30 protein-coding genes are annotated in these 26,652 nt (G+C 60.0%); 13 read left to right on the top strand and 17 right to left on the bottom strand.

What is annotated here, in order from left to right; all coding sequences use genetic code 11:
* Positions 1–75 precede the first annotated feature (75 nt).
* Positions 76–963, top strand: a complete 888-nt coding sequence (gene htpX / locus K0P33_RS10400; RefSeq protein WP_083359430.1) for a protease HtpX — start codon at positions 76–78, stop codon at positions 961–963.
* A gap of 171 nt (positions 964–1,134) precedes the next feature.
* Here the strand turns inward: htpX and K0P33_RS10395 are convergent, their stop codons facing one another.
* Positions 1,135–1,791 (bottom strand): thiopurine S-methyltransferase, encoded by a 657-nt coding sequence (locus K0P33_RS10395; RefSeq protein ID WP_242155142.1) that lies wholly within the window; start codon positions 1,789–1,791, stop codon positions 1,135–1,137.
* 104 nt (positions 1,792–1,895) lie between these two features.
* Between K0P33_RS10395 and K0P33_RS10390 the strand changes: the two genes are divergently transcribed.
* Entirely contained in the window at positions 1,896–2,663 is a 768-nt protein-coding gene (locus K0P33_RS10390) for a class III extradiol ring-cleavage dioxygenase (protein WP_094951862.1), read from the top strand.
* 1,329 nt (positions 2,664–3,992) lie between these two features.
* Here the strand turns inward: K0P33_RS10390 and K0P33_RS10385 are convergent.
* Complete coding sequence (locus K0P33_RS10385; RefSeq protein ID WP_094952431.1) at positions 3,993–5,666, bottom strand: DEAD/DEAH box helicase; 1,674 nt, start codon at positions 5,664–5,666, stop codon at positions 3,993–3,995.
* Positions 5,667–6,088: 422 nt separating this feature from the next.
* Between K0P33_RS10385 and K0P33_RS10380 the strand changes: the two genes are divergently transcribed.
* Positions 6,089–6,880, top strand: coding sequence for a crotonase/enoyl-CoA hydratase family protein (locus K0P33_RS10380; protein ID WP_242155141.1), 792 nt, complete (start codon positions 6,089–6,091; stop codon positions 6,878–6,880).
* A gap of 119 nt (positions 6,881–6,999) precedes the next feature.
* On the opposite strand, the gene K0P33_RS10375 is transcribed toward K0P33_RS10380, so the two are convergent.
* A complete protein-coding gene (locus K0P33_RS10375) occupies positions 7,000–7,755 on the bottom strand; it encodes a spermidine synthase (RefSeq protein WP_094952433.1) in 756 nt (251 codons plus the stop codon).
* 124 nt (positions 7,756–7,879) lie between these two features.
* On the opposite strand from K0P33_RS10375, the gene K0P33_RS10370 reads away from it, so the two are divergent.
* Positions 7,880–9,226: a 3-deoxy-7-phosphoheptulonate synthase class II gene (locus tag K0P33_RS10370; protein ID WP_094952434.1), complete on the top strand. Its 1,347-nt coding sequence runs from the start codon at positions 7,880–7,882 to the stop codon at positions 9,224–9,226.
* Between the two features lie 78 nt (positions 9,227–9,304).
* On the opposite strand, the gene K0P33_RS10365 is transcribed toward K0P33_RS10370, so the two are convergent.
* Positions 9,305–10,525: a winged helix-turn-helix domain-containing protein gene (locus K0P33_RS10365; RefSeq protein ID WP_242155140.1), complete on the bottom strand. Its 1,221-nt coding sequence runs from the start codon at positions 10,523–10,525 to the stop codon at positions 9,305–9,307.
* A gap of 45 nt (positions 10,526–10,570) precedes the next feature.
* Positions 10,571–10,777 (bottom strand): DUF1127 domain-containing protein, encoded by a 207-nt coding sequence (locus K0P33_RS10360; protein WP_242155138.1) that lies wholly within the window; start codon positions 10,775–10,777, stop codon positions 10,571–10,573.
* 70 nt (positions 10,778–10,847) lie between these two features.
* On the opposite strand from K0P33_RS10360, the gene K0P33_RS10355 reads away from it, so the two are divergent.
* Positions 10,848–11,729 carry a LysR family transcriptional regulator gene (locus tag K0P33_RS10355; RefSeq protein ID WP_094952437.1) on the top strand — a complete coding sequence of 294 codons (882 nt, stop codon included), beginning with the start codon at positions 10,848–10,850 and terminating at the stop codon, positions 11,727–11,729.
* On the opposite strand, the gene K0P33_RS10350 is transcribed toward K0P33_RS10355, so the two are convergent.
* On the bottom strand, positions 11,719–12,468 hold the full coding sequence (locus K0P33_RS10350) for a sulfite exporter TauE/SafE family protein (RefSeq protein WP_242155136.1): 750 nt from the start codon (positions 12,466–12,468) through the stop codon (positions 11,719–11,721). The two genes, K0P33_RS10355 and K0P33_RS10350, sit on opposite strands and share 11 nt — an antisense overlap.
* 108 nt (positions 12,469–12,576) lie before the next feature.
* Between K0P33_RS10350 and K0P33_RS10345 the strand changes: the two genes are divergently transcribed.
* From K0P33_RS10345 to K0P33_RS10335, 3 genes are all read left to right on the top strand, one after another.
* Positions 12,577–13,527, top strand: coding sequence for a LysR family transcriptional regulator (locus tag K0P33_RS10345; RefSeq protein WP_094952439.1), 951 nt, complete (start codon positions 12,577–12,579; stop codon positions 13,525–13,527).
* 80 nt (positions 13,528–13,607) lie between these two features.
* On the top strand, positions 13,608–14,060 hold the full coding sequence (locus tag K0P33_RS10340) for a MarR family transcriptional regulator (protein ID WP_094952440.1): 453 nt from the start codon (positions 13,608–13,610) through the stop codon (positions 14,058–14,060).
* 262 nt (positions 14,061–14,322) lie between these two features.
* Positions 14,323–14,742 carry an organic hydroperoxide resistance protein gene (locus K0P33_RS10335; protein WP_094952441.1) on the top strand — a complete coding sequence of 140 codons (420 nt, stop codon included), beginning with the start codon at positions 14,323–14,325 and terminating at the stop codon, positions 14,740–14,742.
* Between the two features lie 66 nt (positions 14,743–14,808).
* Here the strand turns inward: K0P33_RS10335 and K0P33_RS10330 are convergent, their stop codons facing one another.
* Both K0P33_RS10330 and earP read right to left on the bottom strand, forming a co-directional pair.
* Positions 14,809–15,381 carry an elongation factor P gene (locus K0P33_RS10330; RefSeq protein ID WP_003218698.1) on the bottom strand — a complete coding sequence of 191 codons (573 nt, stop codon included), beginning with the start codon at positions 15,379–15,381 and terminating at the stop codon, positions 14,809–14,811.
* A 49-nt stretch (positions 15,382–15,430) separates the two neighbouring features.
* Entirely contained in the window at positions 15,431–16,564 is a 1,134-nt protein-coding gene (gene earP, locus K0P33_RS10325; protein ID WP_242155132.1) for an elongation factor P maturation arginine rhamnosyltransferase EarP, read from the bottom strand.
* A gap of 131 nt (positions 16,565–16,695) precedes the next feature.
* Here earP and K0P33_RS10320 point away from each other — a divergent pair, with 131 nt between their 5' ends.
* Complete coding sequence (locus tag K0P33_RS10320; protein WP_242155130.1) at positions 16,696–17,067, top strand: hypothetical protein; 372 nt, start codon at positions 16,696–16,698, stop codon at positions 17,065–17,067.
* Positions 17,068–17,072: 5 nt separating this feature from the next.
* On the top strand, positions 17,073–17,555 hold the full coding sequence (locus K0P33_RS10315) for a GreA/GreB family elongation factor (protein ID WP_242155128.1): 483 nt from the start codon (positions 17,073–17,075) through the stop codon (positions 17,553–17,555).
* A gap of 5 nt (positions 17,556–17,560) precedes the next feature.
* Here K0P33_RS10315 and cysB read toward each other — a convergent pair whose 3' ends face one another.
* The 5 genes from cysB to K0P33_RS10290 all read right to left on the bottom strand — a co-directional run bounded on the left by cysB (position 17,561) and on the right by K0P33_RS10290 (position 21,476).
* Positions 17,561–18,535 (bottom strand): HTH-type transcriptional regulator CysB, encoded by a 975-nt coding sequence (gene cysB / locus K0P33_RS10310; protein ID WP_094952444.1) that lies wholly within the window; start codon positions 18,533–18,535, stop codon positions 17,561–17,563.
* Positions 18,536–18,639: 104 nt separating this feature from the next.
* Positions 18,640–19,140, bottom strand: coding sequence for a universal stress protein (locus tag K0P33_RS10305; RefSeq protein WP_242155126.1), 501 nt, complete (start codon positions 19,138–19,140; stop codon positions 18,640–18,642).
* 66 nt (positions 19,141–19,206) lie between these two features.
* The gene (locus K0P33_RS10300; protein WP_094952446.1) at positions 19,207–20,124 is read right to left on the bottom strand and encodes a 5'-nucleotidase; all 918 of its coding nucleotides are present in this window, start codon (positions 20,122–20,124) and stop codon (positions 19,207–19,209) included.
* A gap of 15 nt (positions 20,125–20,139) precedes the next feature.
* Positions 20,140–21,093, bottom strand: a complete 954-nt coding sequence (locus K0P33_RS10295) for a putative 2-dehydropantoate 2-reductase (protein ID WP_242155124.1) — start codon at positions 21,091–21,093, stop codon at positions 20,140–20,142.
* The gene (locus K0P33_RS10290; RefSeq protein ID WP_242155122.1) at positions 21,090–21,476 is read right to left on the bottom strand and encodes a thioredoxin; all 387 of its coding nucleotides are present in this window, start codon (positions 21,474–21,476) and stop codon (positions 21,090–21,092) included. The genes K0P33_RS10295 and K0P33_RS10290 overlap by 4 nt, the downstream gene beginning before the upstream one ends.
* On the opposite strand from K0P33_RS10290, the gene K0P33_RS10285 reads away from it, so the two are divergent.
* The gene (locus tag K0P33_RS10285) at positions 21,475–21,909 is read left to right on the top strand and encodes a PilZ domain-containing protein (protein WP_242155120.1); all 435 of its coding nucleotides are present in this window, start codon (positions 21,475–21,477) and stop codon (positions 21,907–21,909) included. The genes K0P33_RS10290 and K0P33_RS10285 overlap by 2 nt on opposite strands.
* 136 nt (positions 21,910–22,045) lie before the next feature.
* Entirely contained in the window at positions 22,046–23,122 is a 1,077-nt protein-coding gene (locus tag K0P33_RS10280) for a 3-deoxy-7-phosphoheptulonate synthase (protein WP_094952450.1), read from the top strand.
* Positions 23,123–23,261: 139 nt separating this feature from the next.
* Here K0P33_RS10280 and K0P33_RS10275 read toward each other — a convergent pair whose 3' ends face one another.
* Positions 23,262–23,543, bottom strand: coding sequence for a GNAT family N-acetyltransferase (locus tag K0P33_RS10275; protein WP_003189869.1), 282 nt, complete (start codon positions 23,541–23,543; stop codon positions 23,262–23,264).
* A 611-nt stretch (positions 23,544–24,154) separates the two neighbouring features.
* On the opposite strand from K0P33_RS10275, the gene oprI reads away from it, so the two are divergent.
* Positions 24,155–24,406: an outer membrane lipoprotei OprI gene (gene oprI / locus K0P33_RS10270; RefSeq protein ID WP_003172710.1), complete on the top strand. Its 252-nt coding sequence runs from the start codon at positions 24,155–24,157 to the stop codon at positions 24,404–24,406.
* Between the two features lie 209 nt (positions 24,407–24,615).
* On the opposite strand, the gene K0P33_RS10265 is transcribed toward oprI, so the two are convergent.
* The 3 genes from K0P33_RS10265 to K0P33_RS10255 all read right to left on the bottom strand — a co-directional run bounded on the left by K0P33_RS10265 (position 24,616) and on the right by K0P33_RS10255 (position 26,649).
* A complete protein-coding gene (locus K0P33_RS10265; RefSeq protein ID WP_242155119.1) occupies positions 24,616–25,587 on the bottom strand; it encodes a L,D-transpeptidase family protein in 972 nt (323 codons plus the stop codon).
* 107 nt (positions 25,588–25,694) lie between these two features.
* Entirely contained in the window at positions 25,695–25,985 is a 291-nt protein-coding gene (locus K0P33_RS10260; RefSeq protein ID WP_058414681.1) for a hypothetical protein, read from the bottom strand.
* A 58-nt stretch (positions 25,986–26,043) separates the two neighbouring features.
* Complete coding sequence (locus tag K0P33_RS10255) at positions 26,044–26,649, bottom strand: arylesterase (protein ID WP_164487917.1); 606 nt, start codon at positions 26,647–26,649, stop codon at positions 26,044–26,046.
* Positions 26,650–26,652 lie beyond the last annotated feature (3 nt).

Here is a 26,652-nt window from a genome sequence, read left to right as displayed (position 1 = left end):
GTTGAATCACCCCAGGCCGCACCTTATATACCCCGCAGTACGCGACATATTAAGCATGAGGAGAATTCTACAACCATGATGCGCATCCTGCTGTTCTTGGCCACTAACCTGGCGGTCGTGCTGATTGCCAGCATCACCCTGAGCCTTTTCGGCTTCAACGGGTTCATGGCGGCCAACGGGGTTGATCTGAACCTCAATCAGCTGCTGGTCTTCTGTGCAGTCTTTGGTTTTGCCGGTTCGCTGTTCTCGCTGTTCATCTCCAAGTGGATGGCGAAGATGAGCACCAGTACCCAGGTCATCACCCAGCCACGCACCCGGCATGAGCAATGGTTGCTGCAAACCGTTGAGCAACTGTCCCGCGAGGCCGGCATCAAGATGCCTGAGGTCGGGATCTTCCCGGCCTATGAAGCCAACGCCTTTGCCACCGGCTGGAACAAGAACGACGCGCTCGTTGCGGTGAGTCAGGGCATGCTGGAACGCTTCTCCTACGATGAAGTGAAGGCAGTACTGGCCCACGAGATCGGCCACGTGGCCAACGGCGACATGGTCACCCTGGCGCTGGTACAAGGCGTGGTGAACACCTTCGTGATGTTCTTCGCGCGGATCATCGGCAACTTTGTCGACAAAGTGATCTTCAAAAACGAAGGCGGCCGTGGCATTGCCTACTTCGTGGCAACTATCTTCGCCGAAGTGGTACTGGGCTTCCTGGCAAGCGCAATCACCATGTGGTTCTCGCGCAAACGCGAGTTCCGCGCAGACGAAGCCGGTGCCCGCCTGGCCGGTACCGGGGCGATGATTGCCGCGTTGCAGCACCTGCGCTCCGAACAGGGCCTGCCGGTGCACATGCCCGACAGCCTGACCGCGTTTGGTATCAACGGTGGCATCAAGCAAGGCTTTGCACGCATGTTCATGAGCCACCCGCCGCTGGAAGAGCGGATCGACGCACTGCGTCGCCGGGGCTGATAGCTAGGCAGTGACACTGGAGGGGGCGATCTGATCGCCCCTTTTTTGTGGGTGCTTGAATCGCCATCGCAGGCAAGCCCGACGCCCACAGGGATCTGCTCAGGTTCACATAAACTGTGAACGACGCGGTCGATGCGGGAGCCGGGCTTGCCCGCGACGGCGATAAGAGGGTCAGTACTTTGTCAGTTGGTACACACGCTCTTCCAGCCGCGTGACGCCGTCCTGCACGAACTTCCAGCTCTCGCCCAGGATGTCTTGCTCTTCCACCACCTGCGCAGCCCAGTGCGACCCCAGCAACACCTTCACCTCATCATCGATCACCGCAAAGGGCGGGCCGGCCTTTTTTGTCTGGTCGTAGTCGAGGGTGATCAGCAGCCCCTTGCAACCCGATCCCAGAAGGCGGTTCAGATGCCGAGCATATTGCGCCCGCATCAACGGCGGCAACGCAATCAACGCTGCGCGGTCATAGAGCGCAGTGCAATCAGCCACTGCCTCGGTGCCCAAGGCAAAGAAGTCACCACACCACACCTCGACCAGATCAGCCTGGTACACCTTGAACACGCCTCTCTGGCTGATCCTGGGCACAAGCCCTTGCTCACTGAAGAACGCCTCCACCGCCTGCTCAGACAGCTCCACGCCCAGCACGCGATACCCGCAACTGGCCAGCCACATCAGGTCCAGGCTTTTGCCACACAGCGGCACCAGCACCTTTGCCGCCTCCGGCAGCGTCAGTTGCGGCCAGTGGCGCTGCAAGTAGGGGTTGGCCTCGGGCAGATGAAAGCCGATCTGGTTACGTGCCCAGCGCTCTTGCCAAAACTTAGGCTCCATGGAATCACCCTGAAAATTCGATCAAAAAGCGCTAAAACTTATATTAGATTTAGATCAATGATCTGATTGAAGATGGGCCTATGTTAACGCTCAGGACCCCACTTATGCTCCCCAGCCTGTTTATCTCCCACGGTTCGCCCATGCTTGCCCTGCAACCCGGCGCCAGCGGCCCGGCGCTCAAGCGCCTGGCCGCGCAATTGCCACGGCCCAAGGCGATTGTGGTGGTGTCGGCGCACTGGGAAAGCCAGGAATTACTCGTCAGTGGCAGCGCCGCCCCGCAAACCTGGCACGACTTCGGCGGCTTCCCGCGCGAACTGTTTGCGGTGCAATACCCTGCACCGGGTAACCCGCCGTTAGCCGCTGAGATTGTCGAATTGCTCAACGCCGATGGCCTGAATGCGCGAATTGATGATCAACGCCCGTTCGACCACGGCACCTGGGTGCCGCTGTCGCTGATGTACCCAGCGGCAGATATCCCCGTGGTCCAGGTTTCCTTGCCCAGCCGTATGGGCCCTGCCCTGCAGACCCAGGTCGGGCACGCACTCGCCAGCCTGCGCGAGCAAGGCGTGCTGTTGATCGGCTCCGGCAGCATCACCCATAACCTGGGCGAGCTGAACTGGCAGGCCGGACCTGAGAGCATCGAGCCTTGGGCACGGGATTTTCGTGATTGGGTGGTGGATAAACTCGCCGCTAACGATGAAACGGCCTTGCACGATTACCGTCGCCAGGCGCCCCATGCGGTGCGCAGCCATCCCAGTGACGAGCATCTGCTGCCGCTGTACTTTGCGCGCGGCGCTGGTGGCGAATTCAGCGTGGCGCACCAAGGCTTCACCCTGGGCGCACTGGGCATGGACATCTACCGCTTCGGCTGACGGAGATCTAAAGGTGGGAGCTGGCTTGCCTGCGATAGCGGTGTATCAGTGAAAGATACGCTTACTGATGTACCGCTATCGCAGCATAGGCATCTACACAACTTTTTGTGTTGCTTTTAGCCTGCGATGGTTTAGGTAGATTGAGTACATATCCGTTGCTGCGGTAACGGCTGCTATGGGTTCCGCCCTTACGGCGGGTCACTTTTGGAAAAGAGCCCCAAAAGTAACCAAAAGGGCTCTTGCCCCACCACTCGGTGCCTCGCCTAGGCTCGGCATGCCCTCACTCCGGCTTGAATCCGTGGGCCGCCGCCATGGGCCATCCTTGGCCCATCGCGGCTAACCCGGCGTCCTGCCGGGTTACCCACGGATTCAAGCCTGCGTTCGGCCATCGTGGTTAACGGGGCGCCTCAGATCAAGATCAAGATCAAAAGCAAGAGCACGGCGGCCTAGTAGCCGACCTGAGTGGTAGAAGCAAAAGCAGGGCAAAAGCACAGCAGCACACTCTCTGTCTGATGTATCGAGATCCAACTGTGGGAGCGGGCTTGCTCGCGAAGGCGGTGTGTCAGTCAGCTCATATGTAACTGACCCACCACCTTCGCGAGCAAGCCCGCTCCCACAATTTTGACCGAGTTTAGCTGCCAGCACCGTGGCGCTCTGTTTTTCTGTGGGAGCTGGCTTGCCTGCGATGCAGGCACCTCGGTGTATCAGGCATAACCAGGTGATGCCATCGCAGGCAAGCCAGCTCCCACATTAGATTGAGTTCAGTTTCAAATATCAGGTCGGCTGTCAGGCCGCCTTGGCTTCGCTTTTGATTTAACCACTCAGGTCGGCTACTAGGCCGCTGTGCTCTTGCTTTTGATCTTGATCTTGATCTGAGGCGCCCCGTTAACCACGCTGGCCGAACGCAGGCTTTGGAGCGTGGGTAAACCGGCAGGACGCCGGTTTAGCCGCGATGGGCCAAGGATGGCCCATCGCGGCGGCCCACGGTCCAAAGCCTGCGTGAGGGCACACCGAGCCTAGGCGAGGTGCCGAGTGGTGGGGCAAGAGCCCTTTTGGTTACTTTTGGCTGGGCCGGCATTCCGGGCTCTTTTCCAAAAGTGACCCGCTGTAAGAGCGGAACCCATCGCAGCCGTTACCCAAATAACGGATATGTACCCAGCGCCCCCACGACAACCAAAGAACTCAACCCATAAAAAAATGTGTAGATACCTATAGCTATCGCAGGCAATCCAGCTCCCACATTTGATTGAGTGCGGCAAATGTCAGGCAAAAAAAATCCCCGAACCAGTCGGGGATTTTTTATGTGCGATCAATCAGCCCAAGGGCGAATCAATCTTCGCGGTAGCGACGCAGCTTCAGCTGCTTACCGGCAACGCGAGTGTCTTTCAGCTTGGCCAGCAGTTTTTCCAGACCGTCTTCCGGCAGCTCCACCAGGGAGAAGCTGTCACGGACCTGGATGCGACCGATGGCTTCACGAGCCAGGCCACCCTCATTGAGGATAGCGCCCAGCAGGTTCTTGGCAGCGATACCATCACGCGCGCCCAGCGCGGTACGGCAGCGAGCACGGCCTTCAGCCAATGGAACCGGAGCACGACGCTCACGATCACCACGGTCTGGACGGTCGCCAGTACGCTCTGGACGATCACCGCGTGGCGCGTTGTTCGGTACCAGTGGGCGTTCTTTCTCGATGGCTGCCAGGGTCAAGGCTTGACCGTTGGTAGCTTTGCGCAGCAAGGCTGCAGCCAGGGCACGTGGGGTGCAACCGATATCGGCAGTCAGGCGGTCCAGCAGTTCGCCGTGGGTCGATTCAGCGTCAGCCACCAGTGGCGACAAGCTGTTGGTCAGTTTCTTGATGCGCGCATCCAGAACTGCCTGGGCATCCGGCAGGCGGACTTCAGCAACTTTTTGACCGGTTACACGCTCGATCACTTGCAGCATGCGGCGCTCACGTGGAGTCACCAGCAGCAGTGCGCGACCTTCGCGACCCGCACGGCCGGTACGGCCGATACGGTGAACGTAGGACTCTGGATCGTAAGGCATGTCAACGTTGAACACGTGGGTGATACGTGGAACGTCGAGGCCACGAGCAGCAACGTCGGTCGCTACAACGATGTCCAGACGGCCATCCTTGAGGGAGTCGATCACGCGCTCACGTTGGTTCTGGGCGATGTCACCGTTCAGCGCAGCGGCTTTGTAGCCTTTGGCTTCCAGGGCACTGGCCAGGTCCAGGGTCGCTTGCTTGGTGCGCACGAACATGATCAGGGCGTCGAAGTCTTCGACTTCCAACAGGCTCAATACAGCCGAGGTCTTCTGGTCAGCGTGAACCAACAGGTGAGCCTGTTCGATCGCGGTAACGGTCTGAGTCTTGGTCTGGATTTTCACGTGTTGCGGATCGCGCAGATGGCGTTCGGCAATGGCACGGATCGACTGTGGCAGGGTAGCCGAGAACAGTACGGTCTGACGGGTTGCTGGCAGCGCCTTGAAGATGACTTCCAGGTCGTCCATGAAGCCCAGCTTCAACATTTCGTCAGCTTCGTCCAGAACCAGGTGGTTCACGGTCGACAGTACTTTTTCGTCGCGACGCAGGTGGTCGCAAAGACGGCCCGGAGTGGCGACAACGATCTGTGCGCCGTTACGGATTGCTTTCAGTTGTGGGCCCATAGGCGCGCCGCCGTAAACGGCCACAACGGTTACGCCTGGCATTTGCTTGGCGTAGGTTTCGAAAGCGGTTGCTACTTGCAGCGCCAACTCACGGGTTGGCGCCAGGATCAGGGCTTGCGGCTCGCGCTTGGCAGGATCGATGCAGTGCAGGATAGGCAGGGCGAACGCGGCGGTTTTACCGGTACCGGTTTGCGCCTGGCCAATCATGTCTTGGCCGGCCATGATGATCGGGATCGATTGCTGCTGAATAGCCGAAGGTTCTTCGTAGCCAGTCGCGATGACGGCAGCAAGAATGTTCGGGTTAAGATTAAAAGCGGCGAAGCCGCCGGTTTCCTGGGTCATGGGTCTGCCTCTAAGTGCATCCGCAAAGACCCATGCTCCAAAGCTGCGCATGCCGTGTTGAGACTCAAGAGTCGCCCTGGCTGCTTTGTCGGCGGGGATTTGCGAAAACGAATGAATGAAAAAGATTCGTCAAGGGAGAGTCCGCTGTACGGACGTGCAGCCGAAGCTGACTTCGGGGAATTGCGCTACCTAAACGCGGCCCGGTTAAAGGCCGGCGCGCACTATACCGGAAATAGCTGAAAAAGGGAGCTTTTTTTATAGAAAAGCACCGATAAACCGCGCTGCATCAAAGCCTTTGCGGATAGCTGCGCCAGGGGCTATTTTTCAAAGGCCCGGCCCTGTTGGTCATAACGCTTAAACGGTTCACCTGTCGAACAAGACCTTTAGTCTGAAACTCAACCCAAGCCCTGAGGGCGCACCCGATGAATCAAGCCAGCAGCAGTCGCGTCAGCCGTGAATTACAGGGCCATGTCTTGCTGTTAGGCCTGGACCGGGTCGCCAAGCGCAATGCCTTTGACCTGGACCTGCTCAATGAGCTGAGCCTGGCTTATGGTGAATTTGATCGAAACGATGAGGCGCGGGTGGCCGTGGTGTTTGCCCACGGCGATCACTTTACCGCAGGGTTGGACCTGGCCAATGTCAGCGCCGTGATGTCGGGAGGCTGGCAACCGCCGCTGGGCGGCTGCGATCCGTGGGGCGTGTTCGCCGGGCCCAGGGTCAGCAAACCGGTGATCGTCGCCGCCCAAGGTTACTGCCTGACCATCGGCATCGAGTTGATGCTGGCGGCGGACATCAACCTCTGCGCGAGCAACACGCGCTTTGCGCAGATGGAGGTGCAGCGCGGGATCTTCCCATTCGGCGGCGCGACGTTGCGCTTCCATCAGGTGGCCGGCTGGGGCAATGCGATGCGCTGGTTGCTCACCGGCGATGAATTTGATGCACACGAGGCGCTGCGTCTGGGCCTGGTGCAGGAAGTGATGGCCAGCGAAGACTTGCTGCCCCGCGCCATTGAACTGGCCAGCCGTATTGCCCGCCAGGCGCCGCTGGGTGTGCAGGCGACGCTGATGTCGGCACGCCTGGCGCGCATGGAAGGCGAAGCCGTCGCGGCGCCAGGGTTGCAAGCGGTGGTGGAGAAGCTGCTCAACAGTGAAGATGCCAAAGAGGGCGTGCGGGCGATGGTTGAGAAGCGGCCGGGGGTGTTCAAAGGTATCTGAACAGGCTGCTGACGCCATCGCGGGCAAGCCCGGCTCCCACATTTGAAGGGTGTTCACCTGTTGAAATGCATTCAAAATGTGGGAGCCGGGCTTGCCCGCGATGGCGTCAGTACAGGCAACTAAGTGGCCGGCCGAATAGCCTTGATCAACGCCTGCAACGAGTACCCCAACTGCGGCGCCAATGCTTCTGCGCGCGCCGTTAGCGCCCCCAGGTCCAACTCCTGATCCAACTCCGAAGGCACCAACAAAATCACATTGCCCTCCTTCACCGGCAGCTCCCAGTAATGGCGGTGATACAACCCACGCAGCAGCGCCGCCCCCAGCGGTTTGCCATCGTCGGTGGCCCACTGGTTGATCACCAGCCAACCGCCGGGGTTGAGTTTCTTCTGGCAGTTTTCCAGGAAGGTCCAGGCCAGATGGCCGACGCCGGGGCCGACATCCGTATACAGGTCGACGAAAATCAGGTCGGCCGATTCAGCGCTGTCGAGCAATTGCAGCGCGTCGCCAATGCGGATGTACAAGCGGGGGTCGTCATCCAGCCCCAGGTATTCAATGGCCAGGCGCGGCACATCCGGGCGCAGTTCAATGGCTTCGACGTCTTCCAGCGGCAGGAACTTGAGGCACGCCTGGGTCAACGTTCCGGCGCCCAGGCCAAGGAACAGCGCGCTCTCCGGTTGCTCATGGCACAACGCGCCAACCAACATGGCGCGGGTGTAGTCGTATTCCAGCCAGCTCGGGTCGGCGGTAAATACGCAGCTTTGCTCGATGGCGTCGCCAAACTCGAGAAAGCGGTAATCCGCCACTTCGAGCACACGGATCATGCCGAAATCATCATGGACTTCAGCCAGCAGGCGCTCGACACGCTCCTCGGTCATCACTACTCCTAAAGGGTTTACCGTACGGCAAAGGCGCGATTGTCGGCCAACCAGCGGCAACAGGTCACGCACTAATTGCTGATAACATTGGCGCCCGACCGTCAATCAACCAATCGAGTTCATGATGAGCCAACCCTGGAGCCCCGACAGCTGGCGCGCCCTGCCGATCCAGCAACAACCCCAGTACCCGGACGCTGCACACTTGCTGCAAGTGGAGCAGAACCTGGCCAGCTACCCGCCGCTGGTGTTTGCTGGGGAAGCCCGCGAGTTGCGCCGTCAATTTGCCGAAGTGACCCAGGGCCGCGCGTTCCTGCTGCAAGGCGGTGACTGTGCCGAGAGCTTTGCCGAGTTCTCCGCCGCGAAAATCCGCGACACCTTCAAAGTGCTTTTGCAGATGGCGATCGTGATGACCTTCGCCGCCGGCTGCCCGGTGGTGAAAGTCGGGCGCATGGCCGGTCAGTTCGCCAAGCCGCGCTCGGCCAATGATGAAACCATCGACGGCATCACCCTGCCCGCCTACCGTGGCGACATCGTCAACGGCATTGGTTTCGACGAGAAAAGCCGCGTGCCGGACCCAGACCGCCTGCTGCAGTCCTATCACCAGTCCACGGCCACGCTCAATTTGCTGCGCGCGTTTGCCCAAGGCGGTTTCGCCGACCTGCACCAAGTGCACAAGTGGAACCTGGACTTCATCGCCAACTCCGCACTGGCCGAGAAATACAGCCAACTGGCCAACCGCATCGATGAAACCCTGGCGTTCATGCGCGCCTGCGGCATGGACAGCTCGCCGCAACTGCGCGAAACCAGCTTTTTCACCGCCCACGAAGCACTGCTGCTCAACTACGAGCAAGCCTTCGTGCGCCGCGACAGCCTGACCAACGATTACTACGACTGCTCCGCGCACATGCTCTGGATCGGCGACCGCACCCGTCAGTTGGACGGTGCCCACGTTGAATTCCTGCGCGGGGTGAACAACCCGATCGGCGTCAAGGTCGGCCCAAGCATGAACCCCGACGACCTGATCCGCTTGATCGACATCCTCAACCCGGACAACGACCCCGGCCGCCTCAACCTGATCGCACGCATGGGCGCCGGCAAGGTGGGCGACCACCTGCCCAACCTGATCCGCGCCGTGCAGCGCGAGGGCAAGCAGGTGCTGTGGAGCAGCGACCCGATGCATGGCAACACCATCAAGGCCAGCAGCGGCTACAAGACCCGCGACTTTGCGCAGATCCTTGGCGAGGTGAAGGAGTTCTTCCAGGTGCACCAGGCCGAGGGCAGCTATGCCGGCGGGATTCATATCGAGATGACCGGGCAGAACGTCACCGAATGCATCGGCGGCGCGCGGCCGATCACCGAAGACGGCTTGTCGGACCGCTACCACACCCACTGCGACCCACGGATGAATGCCGATCAGTCGCTGGAACTGGCGTTTCTGATTGCCGAGACCTTGAAACAGGTTAAACGTTGAGATTTTGTGGCGAGTGAGGTTCCCGTGGCGAGTGGGCTTGCCACGACAAGCCCGCTCGCCACAAAAAACCGCTACAACTCATGTTTGTAGCATTGCCACTCTTAACCGAGCAGCACTGGGCCGCTGGCAATTGAGCTGCACCTGTTCCAGCCCCAGCCAATCAGCCATCTGCCGCAGGTTCAGGGCCAACGCCTGCATGCCTTCCTCATCCAGCCCCAGCTCTTCTTCGTGCACCGCGTGCACCGCCAGGCGCCCGTTGGCGCGTTCGGCACGCAGGTCCACCCGTGCAGCGATTCGCTCGTTGTGCAAAAACGGCAGCACGTAGTAGCCGTACACCCGCTTGGCTTGCGGGGTGTAGATCTCCAGCCGGTAACGGAACGCGAACAACCGCTCAGTACGGCTGCGCTCCCAGATCAACGAATCGAAGGGCGACAGTAAGGCACTGGCCGGAACCTTTCGCGGCACTTTCGGCTCGGGCAGGCAGTACGCCGGTTGTTTCCAGCCTTGCACCTGGCACGCCAGCAACTGCCCATCCTCGACCAGTTCCGCCAGGCGGCTGCGGCTGTCGGCGGGGTCCAGGCGAAAGTAATCGCGCAGGTCTTTTTCAGTACCCACGCCCAACGCGGTTGCGCTGTGCAACAGCAAGCCGCGCTGGGCGCAGGCTTCGCTCAGGGGCGCTTGCTGAAGAATGTCAGCGGGAATCACCCGCTCGGGCAAATCATACAGCCGCTCAAACCCGCGCCGCCCCGCGACCGTGACCAGCCCCGCAGCGAACAGCCATTCCAGCGCGTGCTTTTCATCACTCCAATCCCACCATGGGCCGGCGCGCTCCTCACGGGTCGATAAACTGCCCGCACCCAGCGCGCCCTGCTGCTCGACGGTCTGCAGCACGCGCTGAATGGTGGCCTGCTGCTCGCGCCCAAAACGCGCCATCTGCGAATAGATCCCCTGCCCCAGCTTGGCCCGCTCCATGCGCCAGCGCATCAACGGGTACAGCGCCATGGGCAGCAAGGAGGCCTCATGGCCCCAGTATTCAAATAACGAGCGCCGTCGCCCCTGGCTCCAGGCGGCTTGCTCAAGCATCAAAGGGGAATAATTGCCCAGGCGAGAAAACAGCGGCAGGTAATGCGAGCGCACCACGGCATTGACCGAATCGATCTGCAGCACGCCCAACCGCTCAATCAAACGATTAAGGTGCGCGGCCTTGACCAGTGCCGGCGCCTGGCGCCCGGAAAAACCCTGGGCCGCCAGTGCTATGCGTCGAGCTTGCTTGAGTGAAAAAGACAGGTCGGCGGGCATAGGTTTCTCCGTGTGGGCGCGCCGACTACCCTACTGCATCCTGGGTTACTTTCGCAGCGGGTCTTGCCAGAAATGCAGGTGACGGTCCTGCTCGACATCGCCGCGATTGAGCCCGATGTCCTTGAGCGCGTCATCACTCAAGCTCGCCAATGTCTGACGCTCATGATGCAGCGCCTGCCAACGGGCCACCCGCTGAAACAGCCCGGAAAACGGACGTTTCGCCATCAACACATAACCTTTCTGACCTTTCATCTTCTCGCCCTCCAGTGGGGATGACGAGAGTGTGTGCCTGGCCTTATGATCAATCCAACGAATGTTTCTTATGCAATACATCTCGGAGATTGATCAATTGTCCGGCTACCCCAGCATCGACACCGAAGTACTGCGCACCTTCGTCGCCATCGCCGACCAAGGCGGTTTTACCCGCGCCGGCGAGCTGGTCAACCGCACGCAATCGGCGGTGAGCATGCAGATGAAACGCCTGGAAGAAGACGTGTTGCAGCGCAAGCTGTTCGAGCGCGATGGCCGCCAGGTGCGGCTGACGCCCGAAGGCCAGGTGCTACTGGGTTATGCGCGGCGCATCCTGAAGCTGCACAGCGAAGTGTTCAACACGCTGCGCGAACCGCACATGGTCGGGTTGGTGCGCATCGGTACGCCGGACGATTACGTGATGCGTTATCTGCCGGGCATCCTCAAACGGTTTTCCAAGGCGTACCCGCTGATCCAGATCGAGATGCATTGCGAGTCTTCCACGGTGCTGATGCAGCGGCGGGACTTGGCATTGACGGTTATCAGCCGTGAACCCGGCAGTGAAATCGGCGAGCTGTTGCGCACTGATCGTATGGTGTGGGTCGCCTCGTCGTGTTTCTGCGTGGACGAGCATGAGGCCTTGCCTCTGGCGATTTCCGGCGCTGACTGCCTGTACACGAATTGGGCGCGAACGGCTCTGGACGCGGCCGGGCGCGATTATCGCATGGCTTATCACAGCTCCAACGTGGCGGCGATTCAGGCGGTAGTCAACGCTGGCCTCGCAGTCATGATCAGCATGGAAAGCCTGGTCACTGAAGAGCTGCGAATACTCGGCAGCGACGAGGGCTTTCCAGCGTTGCCGTCGATGAGCCTGCGGCTGCTGCGTAACCCGTCCATGAACTCCCCCATCACCGACTGCCTGGCGGAGTACATCCTCGAAGGCTTCAAACTTTAAAGGTCAGCATCAACGCACACACGACCAGAAAGCCACAGAACAGGCCGCGTAATACCCGTTCCGGCAGCGCATGAGCGACTTTCACGCCCCAACTGATACTCAGCAGCCCACCGACCGCAAGAGGCACGCCGATCATCCAGTCCACCTCGTGGTGCCAGGCATAGGTCACGAGGGTCACGCTGGTGCTGGGCAGCGCCAACGCCAGCGACAAGCCTTGGGCGACCACTTGGGAGGTGCCGAACAGGCTCGTCAACACCGGCGTGGCAACCACCGCGCCGCCCACGCCAAACAAACCGCCCATGGAGCCGGACGCAGCACCCAGCACGCCAAGCCATGGCCAGGAATAGCGCATCTGCGCAGTCGGCGGCGCATTGCGGGTGAACATACGCACCAAGTTGTACGCCGAGAGCGTCAGCAAGAACGCGATAAAACCAATGCGCATGGCGCCGGCATCCAGGCCGACCGCCCAGATCGAACCAAGCCAGGCAAAACTGAAACCCATGACCCCCAGCGGCAACGCGTGGCGCAGTTCGATGCGGTTGCGCTGGTGGTAACGCCACAGGGCCAGCATCACATTGGGCACCACCATCACCAGCGCAGTGCCTTGCGCGAGCTGCTGGTCCAGGCCGAACAACACCCCGAGCACCGGAATCGCGATCAGCCCGCCACCAATGCCAAACAGGCCACCGACCGTGCCCAGGGCCGCGCCCAATATCAGGTACATCGCTAAATCCAACACTGCGCATCACTCCAAAAGCCCAAGCCATGCATGCTACGCAGTCGGCTCTGGCGTGGAAACGCACAGCAACGCACAATGGCTGTGCCAATTTCGCACAAGCAAGCGCCCATGAACCCGAACACCCTGACCGACCAACTGAGCCTGTTTCTCGATGTGTTGGAAACCGGCAGTTTTTCCGCGGCCGCCCGCCGCCACCCGCTGACACCGTCGGCGGTGGCACGGCGTATCGACAGCCTGGAAAGCTCGGTGGGCAGCCGCTTGTTCCAGCGCAGCACCCATGCGGTGGTGCCGACACCGGCAGGCCTGGCCTTTGCCGAGCGGGCGCGGCGGATTGTCAGCGAGTTGCAGTTGGCCCGGGCCGAGGCGGTGTCTTTGAGCCATGCGCCAGAAGGTTTGATTCGGGTGGACGCGCCGGCGGCGTTTGGTCGACGGCACTTGGCGCCGGTGATTGCCGACTTTCTGAAGGTGTACCCGGGGCTGGATGTGCACCTGCATTTGATCGATAGCTTCGTCGACATGCAGGGCGCGCACCTGGGCAAGGTCGACCTGGTGCTGCGCGCCGGGCATATCGTCGACACCCGGCTGATCGCCACACACTTGGCCAGCATCGTGCGCATCGCCTGCGCCAGCCCGGCCTACCTGAAAAGCCGTGGCACGCCGACGCATCCGCGAGAACTGAGCGAACACGATGGCCTCGACTGGGACGGCCTGGCGCCGATGTTCGCCTGGCGCTTCGAATTGGATGGGCGCCGTGCCACCTATCGCCCGCAGCGCATCCGCATGAGTGCCAATAACGCCGAAGCCTTGCTCTCCGGCGCCCTGGCCGGGCTGGGCATCGCGCATTTACCCACCTGGCTGGCCAGTGAATACTTGGTGCGCGGCGAACTGCTGCCGCTGTTTTGCGAAAACGGCCTGCCCAGCCCGGAAACCAGCGGTATCTACGCGCTGCGCCTGGAACAACAAGCCAACGCCCGCAGCCGCCTCTTGCTGGAATACTTGAAGGCGCGCTTCAGCCCCATACCGCCGTGGGACCTGGCGTTGCAAAGCGGATTGGTCTGACCCTGCGGACAGAATTATCTGGCGCATTAAACATTTGAACGCTAGATTCCAGCCCAGACACGCTTTTTCGAGGCACCGCCATGAGCAAAAATCCCGCCCCCTGCGAAAACCTGATGCTGGACAACCAGTTATGTTTCGCCCTGCACTCCACGTCGCTGCTGATGACCAAGGTCTACAAGCCGCTGCTGCAAGCCCTCGGCCTGACCTACCCGCAGTACCTGGCCATGATGGTGCTGTGGGAAGAGGATGGCTTGACCGTCGGCGAAATCAGTAGCCGCCTGCTGACCGATCCGGGTTCGCTGACGCCGCTGCTCAAGCGCCTGGAAGCCGAAGGCCTGCTCAGCCGCACCCGCAGCCGCGAAGATGAACGCGTAGTGGTGGTGGAATTGACCGAGGCAGGCCGTGCCTTGCAGGAAAAAGCCATGGGGGTTCCGCAGTGCATCCTCGGCGCCAGCGGGCTGCAGTTGGAGCAGTTGCGTACGTTGCAAAGCGATTTGATTGCCTTGCGTAGAAATCTGCAGGCTAGCGTCTGACGCCGTAGACCCAACGCCAAATACCCAATGTGGGAGCTGGCTTGCCTGCGATCGCGGTACATCAGTCATGAATACATCGGCTGACACACCGTAATCGCAGGCAAGCCAGCGCCCACATTTGTTGGTGTGGTGTGTCAGGAGATCACTCATCGCAGAATATTTTTGTACATTTACCTTGCGCACTAAACATTAGCGCTATACATTCGCCTCACCAACTACTTAGCGCGCAACTATTTAGCGCTAAAATCAAGAGGACGACACCATGCAAACTCTCTACACCGCAGTAGCCACCGCCACCGGCGGCCGTGATGGTCGTGCTGTTTCCAGCGACAATATCCTCGATGTCAAACTCTCCACCCCCAAAGAACTCGGCGGTGCCGGCGGCCAGGCCACCAACCCTGAACAACTGTTCGCTGCCGGCTACTCGGCCTGCTTTATCGGCGCGCTGAAGTTTGTCGCCAGCCAGACCCAACGCAAAATCCCGGATGACGCTTCGATCACTGCCCACGTCGGCATCGGTCAAATCCCCGGTGGTTTCGGCCTGGATATCGACCTGCACGTGAGCCTGCCGGGCCTGGCCCAGGACGACGCGCAAAGCCTGGTCGACGCCGCTCACCAAGTCTGCCCGTACTCCAACGCCACCCGTGGCAACGTCGATGTACGCCTGCACGTGACCGTCTGATTAACAGACGCCCATAAAAAAGCCCGACGCTAGGTCGGGCTTTTTTTCGTATCGGCGGGGCCAGAATTACTTCTTGGCGCGACCTTTGTACGAACCACCTTCGCGGGTGTCGATCTCGATCAGGTCGTCGATTTCGATGAAGTCAGCCACTTGCAGCTCGGTACCGTTAGCCAGCTTGGCAGGCTTCATGACCTTGCCCGAAGTGTCGCCGCGAGCGGAACCTTCGGTGTAGGCAACCTTACGCACGATAGTGGTCGGCAGCTCTACGGAAACCAGGCGGTCTTCGAAGAAGATCGCTTCGCAGACGTCTTCCATACCTTCTTCAACGAACGGCAGAACGGCTTCGATATCTTCAGCGTTCAGCTCGTACATGGTGTAGTCGGTGGTGTCCATGAACGTGTAGGTGTCGCCGCTGATGAAGGACAGGGTCGCTTCTTTGCGGTCGAGGATCACGTCGTCCAGTTTGTCATCGGCGCTGTAGACGATCTCGGTCTTGTAACCGGTCAGCAGGTTCTTCAGCTTGGTCTTCATGATTGCGCTGTTACGACCAGACTTGGTGAACTCAGCTTTCTGAACCAGCCAAGGGTCGTTTTCGAGACGGATCACTGTACCGGGTTTCAGTTCTTTACCAGTTTTCATTGCATATATCCGAAATTTGGATGGGATTTACAAAAATCAAGGTGGCGTATCATATCCAACTTTCATAAAACTGTACCAGCGCCGTCGCAAGATCGGCCTGCAAGCCTTGTTCCAGACACCACGTCTGGGCGTTCTGACACACCTGCGGCCAGTGCTCCAGCAGCATTTTCCACGGTTGTGCCATATCGCCACCAACGTTCCAGGCTTGCCAAAGAGCAACCACGGCGGCCTTGGCGGCGGGCGACAAGGCCGCCGTGTACAGCTGCAGGAAGGCATCGAGCTTATCCAGGTGGATGTCTTCGTCCTGGCGATAGATGTGCCACAGCAACGGCCGCCCGGCCCATTGGGCGCGCACGAACGAGTCTTCGCCGCGCACGGCGTTGAAGTCGCAGCACCACAGCAGGCGGTCATATTGCTCCTGGCGCACGAACGGCAGCACCTGCACGGTCAAGGCGTCGCGCTGATGCACCGCTCCCGCCGCCAGCCCTTCTACACCGAGCCAGCGCTGCACATCGCCAAGGATGCGCCCTTCCGGCACCAACAGATGAGTGGCACGCCCGTCCGTCGCCAGCACGTCCAGCCAACTGGCGAGCCCGGCATTTTCGTAGGCGAACAACGACATCAAACGCGCACCCTCCGCCGGAAACACGCCCAGCGCTTGCAGGAATTGTTGCTGCGCAGCGCGATCCTGCTGAAAGGCCTGACGCTGCGCCAACAACCCGCGTTCGCGTAAAAGCCCACCTGTGCCCGGGCGAAAGCCAGGAAAGAAGAAGTACTTCTGCACGCCCTTGAACTTCACCGACGGCAGGCGATGGCAACCCACTACCCAGTCTTCGGCGCTCAGATAATCCAGGTTCATCCACAACGGCGTGCGTTCGCACGCGGCCATGGCTTCCATGTATTCGGGCGGCAATTGGCAGGCAAACGCGGCGATAACCACGTCAGCAGAGGGTGTATCGCGCCACTGCGCCGGCCAGTGACGCACTTCCACGCCCTCCTGCCACTGCTGGTCGCGCTGCACATCAACCTCGGGGCACATGCGCTCGAAGGCCCGCAGGTCATCGACCCACAAGCGCACTTCACACGCGTGCTCCACCACCAGTTGCCGGGCCAGGCGCCAGGTCACGCCAATGTCGCCGTAGTTGTCGACGACGCTGCAAAAAATATCCCAGCGGGCTTTCATTCCGGGCTCCAACGCTCAAAGGCTCGATTGTCCGCATAAATGCGCCGATGCAGAAGGCTTGATCGCGATTATTCTGCACAGTGGCTGTGCGACAATCGCCACCACGCCGTAAATGCCGCCAGGAGGCCATCATGTCTGATCGTTCGTTGTCGCTGTTCAAGCTCAGTATTGCAGTGGCGTTCGGCCTTTGGCTGGGGTTTATCGCCATTGTGCTGACCACCTGGCTGGCGTCGCGCTATGTGTTCCCGCAAAGCCTGGCGCCGGTGGCTCAGGCCGTTCAGCAATTGAGCAAGCCCGCCACCGTTGTGGCGCCTGAACCGCCGAACCGCATGTTCGAGCAGTACCAGGAAAACCTGCGTAAGCAGGAACAGCAGCAAACCCTGGACCAGGCGCGCAACAACGCGCGCAACCTGGCCAACCCCAAATGCCAGTTCTGGCTGCAACAGGACCAGAACGCGCCCAATGAAAAGAGCAAGGCGAATGTCCTGCAATTCTGCGATTGATGCCCATGAATAAGCACGCTGTCCTCCAGCTGATCCTGGAAAAACTCACTGTCGATCTCGACATCGCTCAACGTGCCGCGCAGACCGCCTACGAGACCGCGACCCACGAAGAAAACATCGCCGAAAACAAGTACGACACGCTCGGGCTGGAGGCGTCCTACTTGGCGGCCGGGCAAGCCAAACGGGTCGAGGAAATCAAGCAGTCGCTGGCGCTGTGCCAGAACCTGCAGCTACGGGCTTACGATGAGCAACGCGGGATAGAAGTCGGCGCGCTGCTGGGCCTGGCAGACGAAAACGGTCGCCAGCAATGGCTGTTTCTGGCGCCGGACGCGGCAGGCTTGAAGGTCGATGTGGTTGGGCAACCGGTGACCGTCATCACCCCGCGCTCGCCCCTGGGCAAAAGCCTGTTGGGCAAGTTCGAAGGGGATGAGGTGGAGATTCTGGTGGCGGGCGCTCGGCAACACTTTACGGTTACCGAGGCCAGATAAACCACTCAGTGAACCGGCAGTTCTACGCCGTCGAATAACTCTTCCAGTTCCTGCTTGTTGTGGCACTGGATCGCCTTGGCCATGACTTCGCGGGTCAGGTGCGGCGCGAATTTCTCGATGAAGTCGCACATGAAGCCACGCAGGAACGTGCCACGGCGGAAGCCGATCTTGGTCACGCTGGACTCGAACAGTTCACTGGCGTCGAGCACGACCAGGTCCTTGTCGAGGGTGGTGTCGACCGCCATCTTGGCGACGATGCCCACGCCCAGGCCCAGGCGAACGTAAGTCTTGATCACGTCGGCGTCGGCAGCGGTGAACACCACTTTCGGTGTGAGGCCGCGATGGCTGAAGGCTTCGTCGAGCTTGGAACGGCCGGTAAACCCAAACACGTAAGTCACGATCGGGTATTCCGCCAGGGCTTCCAGGGTCAGTTTCGGCAGCTTGGCCAACGGGTGACCTTGTGGCACCACGACGCAACGGTTCCAGCGGTAGCACGGCATCATCACCAGGTCGCCGAACAGCTCGAGGGCTTCGGTGGCGATGGCGAAATCGACGGTGCCGTCAGCGGCCATCTCGGCGATCTGCATCGGCGAACCCTGGTGCATGTGCAGGGCGACGTCCGGGTACTGCTTGATGAAATCGCGGATCACCGGCGGCAGCGCATAACGCGCTTGGGTGTGGGTGGTGGCGATCGACAGAGTGCCTTTCTTCTCGTTGGAGAATTCCTGGGCGATCTGCTTGATGCTTTCGACTTTACGCAGGATCTCGCCGGCGGTGGTGATGATGCGCTCGCCAGCCGGGGTGACGCGGGTCAGGTGCTTGCCGCTGCGTGCGAACACTTCGACGCCCAGCTCGTCTTCGAGCAGGCGAATCTGCTTGCTGATACCGGGTTGCGAGGTGTAAAGGCTTTGAGCGGTAGCGGAAACGTTGAGGTCGTGGTGCGCCACTTCCCAGATGTAGCGCAGTTGTTGAAGCTTCATATGTATCCCTCAAAGCAGATAGACGCCACGGGTATCAGCGACGGTATATAACTATATTAAAGGTTAGACGGATAAATCTAGAACTTTTTTATCGTTTTTACCGCTCAGATGTCATCACTGCGTCGACGCTGTAACGACGGCACCAGGTAAACCGGCACCGTAGACAGCTGCAACACCCGTGCAGCGGTGCGTCCAAGCGGTGTGGCCGCTGCGGTTGCGTGGCTATGACTACCTACGATCAACAGGTCGACGGAAAGTTTGCGCAGTTGGTCGAGAATCACTTCGCACGGGTCCCCCTGGATCACCCGCACCGAGCGAATCAATTCCAGGTCTTGCTCCCCTTCCCCCAACTCCTCGCGAAAACTGTCCAGCACCCGCTGCTCGATCGTCGCCATCACCGTGGTCAGCCCCTGGCTCTGCCATTCACTCAAGGCCTTCTCATCAAGGTAGCTCTGCAACACCGATTCGGCGAACAGCCCAATCGGCTCGACCACATGAATCACATACAAATCCGCCTTGAACGTTCGGGCCAGTGCCAGCGCATGTTGCATGACATAGGGCGCATACAGACCAAGATCCGTGGCGTACAGCATCGAACGAATCATAGAACCTCCTGGAGGGCCAGGATGGCGGGGATTGAATGAGCTTAGCAGCGCCTACGGGAGTTCGGCTTAGCTCTCAGTGTGGATTTTCAACTCATTACTGATGCCATGGGGCACATGCCCGGTGGCCACCACTTCCCTGGCTTTCTCGCAATGACCGGCCTGGTCATCGAAAAACACATCGGCGGCGAACGCCTCCAGAAACGCGGCCTTCTCCAGGCCGCCGAGGAACAGCGATTCGTCGAGGCGGATATCCCATTCGCGCAACGTGCGAATCACCCGCTCATGGGACGGTGCCGAGCGCGCGGTGACCAGCGCGGTGCGGATCGGGCACGCCTCGTCGGCAAACTCACGCTGCAACAGGTTGAGGGCCGCCAGGAACCCCTTGAACGGACCACCGTGCAAAGGCTCGCGCGCCGACTCGCGCTCGCTGGCCTGGAACGCCGCCAGGCCGCCCGCCTGATAGACACGCTCAGACTCATCGGAAAACAGCACTGCGTCGCCGTCGAAGGCAATCCGCAGTTCTTCACTCGAGGCCCGACGCGGGCCGCCCGAGAGAATGGTCGCCGCCGCAAACCCGGCATCCAACGCACTGCGCACATCTTCGGCATGGGTCGACAAAAACAGGTGGCAACCAAAGGCGGCCAGATAAGGATAAGGGCTGCGCCCGCCGACAAACGCGGCGCGGGAAATGTCCAGGCCGTAATGCTGGATCGAGTTGAACACGCGCAAGCCGGTGTCGGCACTGTTGCGCGACACCAGCACCACCTCGACCCGGGCGCGGCCCAGGCTGGCGTTGAGGCTCAGGAGTTTCTTGACCAGCGGGAAGGCATCGCCGGGCTCGAGAATTTCCTCCTCATGTTCGATCTGGTATTGGCGGTAAGTCTCCACACCTTCGGCCAGGTATATCTTGTGGCTCTCGCTCAAGTCGAACAGTGCCCGCGACGAAATCGCCAGTACCAGCTTGTCGCCCAATCCCTTTGCCATGGTGTTTCCCCCGAATCAACGGTTGTGCCGATCAATAAAACTCAAGGCCTGATACAGCGCCTGCATACGTGGCAATTCGCACCCCGCCGCTTTCGCAGCGGCCAATGGCCGGGCGTAGATCGCCGCCAGTTCCAAGGGGCGTTTGTGCACATGGTCGTGGTACATGCTAGGAAGGTAGTCGTCCATGGTTTCGGTCATGGCGAACATCTGCTCGGCGTAACTGGCGGGTATTTCATGCCCGCAGGCACGCGCACCTTTTACCACTTCGGCCATTAATGCCTGGATCAGCTCGCGGCTGGATTCATCGGCCATCATTGCGGTGGTGCCGGTGCCCAGCAGCACGGAGAGGCCGTTGTACGGCACATTCCACACCAACTTGTGCCAGCGCGCCTGGTGCACATTGGCCATGGCTTGGGACTCGATACCAGCCTTTTGAAACAGCGCGGCGCCCTCTTCGACAATCGCCTTCTGACGCGTCTCATCGTTGGCCGCCGTGCCACTGTGATAGCCCAGATTCACCCGGCCCAAGGCCTGGTGCTCGACGACGCCCGGCCCGGAGCGGTGCACGCCGATATAGCACAGGCCGCCCAGCAGGTGCAGCGACGGCGGCAGGTGTTCGCGCAGGCTGTCTTCGACATCGAGGCCGTTTTGCAGCAGCAACACCTTGGCATCCGGCGCGGCAACCTGGGCGATGGTGGGCGCGAGGTCCACATTGCCGGTGGATTTGGTGCCTACCAGCAGCCAATCGCACGCTGGCATGTCCGCAGCGCGGGCATAGGCTTGCACCGGGTGCAGGTGCAACTTGCCATGCAGCGTGCTGTTGAGGTGCAGGCCGTGCTCGCTGACTGCCGCGTATTCGCTGCGCAACAGAAAGTGCACATCGAACCCGGCACGCGCCAGCATCACGCCGTAAAAACCACCGATGGCGCCGGTGCCAATAATGCCGATGCGGGGCGACTGTGCTGTCATGGCAGTTCCTCTGGAGTACGGGTAAGGGCTTGATTAATCGCTTCGGTAAGGTCGGTATGGGTAAGACGTGTCTGTAATTGCCCAAGAAATTGACCCTCGCACACGAGGAACAACGCGGGCAAATGAAAGATCTGGTAGCGCTCGACCGCACCGCCGTTGTGCCCGGCATCGACCCAGCACACGCGGTCCAGCGGCAAGCGCCAACCCGGCAACTGCTGACGTGCCCAGCGGCAACTGGAACAGCCGACACTGGTAAACACTACAAGAGAAATACCTGGCAATCCCAGCAACTGCTGGTCAATATCCAGGTCGGTCAATTCCAGTTCCTTCACTATACTGCTGCTGCTGCCGTCAGTTGGACGGTGCTCGGAGTCCGTGTACATGGGTCGTTTTTTACCTCACCCTGATGATGTCGCTGTCGAGTTAATCCAACGTCCCGCTCCTGCCATTGCCCGCCAACGCCTGCACACTATCGGCCTGGGCGGCGTCGCCTGCAATTGCCCGCGTGCCTGGCGCCAGGGTACGGCGGTTGATCTGCGTATCCCTTCCCTGGGCCCCAGCGCCCGTTATCCGGGCTATGTAGCCTGGTGCCGCAAGGTCGAAAAGGGCTATCGCGTCGGTATCTCTTTTACCGATGAGCACGCCTTGTTCGGTGCGCGAATGGGTGAACAAGTGTGCCAGATCGAACGCTACTGCCGCCTGCACGAACACGCCGAGCCGTCGCCTGCAGAACTCGAAGCCATGGCCCGCGAGTGGGTCTCGCGCCATGCGGGTGAGTTCTCCCATGCGGCGGTTGTGGCGCCAGCGCTGGATTAAACCCGGCTTTGCCCATTGTCGCGGGCCCGTGTTACGCGCTAAGGTTCCTCCCCCTGCACCTGCATTCAAATCATGCTGTGCTCCGCCGCACGGGGATGGCTGGCGGCCGGCACCCGTGACCCTGACGAGTAACACGATGGCTGATTTACCGATCAATGACCTAAACGTCGAATCCAACGAGACGCTGATCACACCCGATCAGCTCAAGCGCGAAATCCCCCTGAGTGACGCTGCCCTGCAGACCGTGACCAAGGGCCGCGAAGTCATCCGTGACATTCTCGACGGCACTGACCACCGCCTCTTTGTAGTGATCGGGCCTTGCTCGATCCACGACCTCAAGGCCGCCCACGAATACGCTGAGCGCCTCAAAGTGCTGGCGGCTGAAGTGTCCGACACCTTGTACCTGGTGATGCGCGTCTATTTCGAGAAGCCGCGTACCACCGTCGGCTGGAAAGGTTTGATCAACGACCCGTACCTGGACGACTCGTTCAAGATCCAGGACGGCTTGCACATCGGTCGTCAGTTGCTGCTGGACCTGGCCGAAATGGGCTTGCCCACCGCCACCGAAGCACTCGACCCGATCTCGCCGCAGTACCTGCAGGACCTGATCAGCTGGTCGGCCATCGGCGCGCGCACCACCGAATCCCAGACCCACCGCGAAATGGCGTCCGGCCTGTCCTCGGCCGTGGGCTTCAAGAACGGCACCGACGGCGGCCTGACAGTTGCGATCAACGCGCTGCAATCAGTGTCCAGCCCGCACCGTTTCCTGGGTATCAACCAGGAAGGTGGCGTGTCCATCGTCACCACCAAAGGCAACGCCTATGGCCACGTGGTATTGCGCGGCGGCAACGGCAAGCCCAACTATGATTCGGTCAGCGTTGCGCTCTGCGAGCAGGCATTGAGCAAGGCCAAGATCAAGCCGAACATCATGGTCGACTGCAGCCACGCCAACTCCAACAAGGACCCGGCCCTGCAGCCGCTGGTGATGGAAAACGTCGCCAACCAGATCCTCGAAGGCAACCAGTCGATTATCGGCTTGATGGTCGAGAGCCATCTGAACTGGGGCTGCCAGGCGATTCCAAAAGACCTGACTGACTTGCAGTACGGCGTGTCGATCACCGATGCCTGCATCGACTGGTCCGCCACCGAGACCACCCTGCGCAGCATGCACGCCAAGCTCAAGGACGTATTGCCCAAACGCAAACGCACTTGAATCACTGCTCCTGTATTTGAATCGAGCGCACACAAAAACGCCGGGCTTAGCCCGGCGTTTTTCATGCAGCGGTTGATCGCTCCCCCGCTCTGCGTGGGTATGCAGCCTGGGACGCTCCGCGTCCCGCCTTACTCAATATTCAGAGCTTCGCGGCATGGCGCTGATGGCGCTCCATGTAGCGTTCGACATAGGAGCAGGACGGGATCACCGTGTAGCCAGCCTCTTCGGCGAACTTCAACGCTTCCTCGGTTAATGCCGCCGCAATACCACGGCCCCGCAGAGCGTTGGGCACGAAGGTGCGATAGATATCCAGGGTTTGCTTCCCGAGGTCCATATAGGTCAGATAGGCACGATGACCGTCCACATTGGTCTCGAACTGATGACCAGCCTGGTCATGGTGGATGGACAACGCCTCGCTCATCACTACTCCTCGCGGGTCTTGGATTTCGACCCCTACCTTACCGATGTTTTTCCGGCGAAGGAACATCTACGCCACCCCGTGCCGGTTTCGACAACGAGAAAACCTAAGCGCTCACAACCAGCACGTAGGGAATAGTAGGCACCAATCCTGAAATTGCTCAAGGCGCACTCGTCATCCCCTACCGCTGGCGGTTACAGAAAGGGCTCCGATCAATCAGAGATCGATAGCCTGAACATTGCCGGCAGTTGAAGCTTGAGACGAACTGGCGCTCTTAAAGTCACCTCTACATGCGCAAAAGATGCCGGGGGCGGTAAAGGCCAACTGAAAATAAGTGTCAACGTGGATATATAAATCTTTACCTGTTTAGCCGCACTGACACATGCGGGCCGGACCTTTCAGCTTGGACCCAGCTCCCGTCAGAATGAAAAAATCTGGATGGTTTTTATACAAACCGCCAAAAGATTAGCCAAAATAGAATCGGCACAAGAATTTTTTTTGCTTCTTGCGCTACGTCAGTTTACTTACTACAAGTAATGAGTAGTATGTACGCCGGCTATCAGCTCACTCTGAGAAAGTAGCCATTTAATAGAAAGTCCTTGAAGGGGAACACGATGAACAACGTTCTGAAATTCTCTGCTCTGGCTCTGGCCGCAGTTCTGGCTACCGGTTGCAGCAGCGTCTCCAAAGAAACCGAAGCTCGTCTGACTGCAACTGAAGACGCAGCAGCTCGCTCCCAGGCTCGTGCAGACGAAGCCTACCGTAAAGCTGATGAAGCTCTGGCTGCTGCTCAAAAAGCACAACAGACTGCTGACGAAGCTAACGAGCGCGCTCTGCGCATGCTTGAAAAAGCAAGCCGCAAGTAATAATCCCTCGGGGTTGTTATCAAGCCGACCCATTCTTGGGTCGGCTTTTTTATTGCCTGGATTTTGCCCTTTCCCCTTTAGGAGCGGGCTTGCCCGCGAAAGTCGTGAACGATGACACGGCCTGCAGGTTGAACGCAGCGCCGTCGAATCGCAGGCAATAAAAAACCCGCCCCGGCGCAAGTCCGGGACGGGTTATAGACCCTGCAGGCTTACTGCTGCAGGTCGACCGGCGTGCTGGACACCACTGGCGTGTTGGCACCGGGCACACCAATCTCCGTGGGCAGACCATCTTCGGCCGCCACCACGTCACGCACCTGATCCCAGTTGACCCGCAGGCTGTTGGCCAGGTCTTCGCGCTTGAGCAAGGCATTGATGACCGCGGTGTGCTTGTCGACCACAGAAGGCGTGCCATCATCGTTCAGCGGCGTATGCGCTTCGAGGTAGACCTTGCCGCCACTGCTGCCGAACTTGTAGGCATCGTTGATGATGCGCACCGACGTACCGACCGGCACCATGCCGGCCATTTCCAGCACATTGTTGTTAAACATGCGGAAGCAGCCGTGGCTTGTACGCGTACCGATACCAAATTTCATGTTGGAACCGTGGATCAAGTAGCCCGGCGTGCCCAAGGTGAACTTGAACGGCCCCAGCGGGTTGTCCGGCCCGGCCGGCACCACGTTAGGCAGCGGGTCACCATTGGCGGCGTGCTCGGCCTTGATTGACGCAGGCGGCGTCCAGGTGGGGTTTGGCGTCTTCGCGATAATGCTGGTGTGGGCAATCGGCGAACCCCAGCCTTCTCGGCCAATGCCCAACGGGAACGTGTACACCACGTTCTGACCCTTGGGATAGTAGTAGAGCCGGTATTCCGCCAGGTTGATCACGATGCCTTCGCGAGGGCCAGGCGGCAGGATAAACCGCGTGGGCAGCACAATCTCGGTGCCTGCACCGGGCAGCCAGGCATCAACACCCGGGTTGGCCGCGACCATTTCCGAATAGCCCAGGTCATAGGTAGTGCCCAGGTCTGCAAAGGTATCTTCATACTTGGCCTTGATCACCTGGACCTGACCGACGATGTCTTCACCCGGCGGCGGCAGGGGCAACTGCAAGGCTGACGCCGAACCGGCTGCACACAGGGCAGCGAGAGACAGGCAGCAAGTAACGACGGAGAGGCGCGACAACATCCGGTAAATCCTTCGCAGAACGACGGGTAGGTTAAAAGCGAGCTGCAAGTTGCAAGCTTTCAGTCACTAGCTTACAGCTTATAGCCAGAAGCCTGCAGCTGCTTCCATTATTCGAAGCGCAGTTCCGGCCAGATCAGCGGCGTGCCGCGCTTTTGCGATTCAAGAATAGCCCGGCACAGCGGGCACAGCCGCTGGTCCTGGAAGATCGAGCGATCCACCGACGACCAGCGAGGTTGCGCCGGCAATAAAGTGCCGCACAGCGTACGGTCGATCGAGCCGCCCAACTCCAGTTGACGCGCGACCAGATGCACCCGGACTTCCTGGCAGGCGAACAGATCCAACTGCTCGTCAGGCTCGATCAGTTGGTAGTTGAACAGGGACCAGGCAGGGCGCGACATCGGGGGCTCCAGATCGGGGGGGCGCCACCTTAGCCGAAAGCCTGCCGGTAGAAAAGCGTCATAGCAGTGGTTTTAGCGTCGGCCAGACATTTTCCAGCAACTTGCCCTGGGCGCCGACCGCCGGATGCAACTGATCGGCCTGCATCAGTTCGGGATGGCCGCCTACGCCCTCAAGGAAAAACGGCACCAGTGGGATGCTTTTTTCCTTGGCCAGGGCGCCATACACCTCGGCAAACGCCGTGGTGTATTTCGGCCCGTAATTGGGCGGCAATTGCATGCCCAACAACAGCACCTTGGCGCCACCCGCCTTGGACTGATCGATCATCGACGCAAGATTTTGTTTCAATTGCGCTGGCGGCTGCCCGCGCAGGCCATCGTTGCCACCCAGCTCAAGGATCACCAGGTCCGGCTTATGCTCTGCAAGCGCCGCCGGCAGCCGCGCGAGGCCTCCAGCGCTGGTATCGCCACTGATGGAAGCGTTGACCACTTTATCGTCAAACCCTTCCTGCTTGAGCCGTTGCTCCAGCAGCGCCACCCACCCTTTGCTGGTATCCAGGCCGAAACCGGCACTGATACTATCGCCAACGATCAGGACTGTACCCGCCGCTGCGTTCTGGGCCATGCACATCAAGGCCAGGCCAGCACTCAAAAACCACATTCGCATCGG

Source organism: Pseudomonas sp. ArH3a, from assembly GCF_022648765.1.
Lineage (GTDB): Bacteria > Pseudomonadota > Gammaproteobacteria > Pseudomonadales > Pseudomonadaceae > Aquipseudomonas.
The sequence above is the reverse complement of the archived record's forward strand: the minus strand, read 5'-3'. Positions and strand labels throughout refer to the sequence as shown.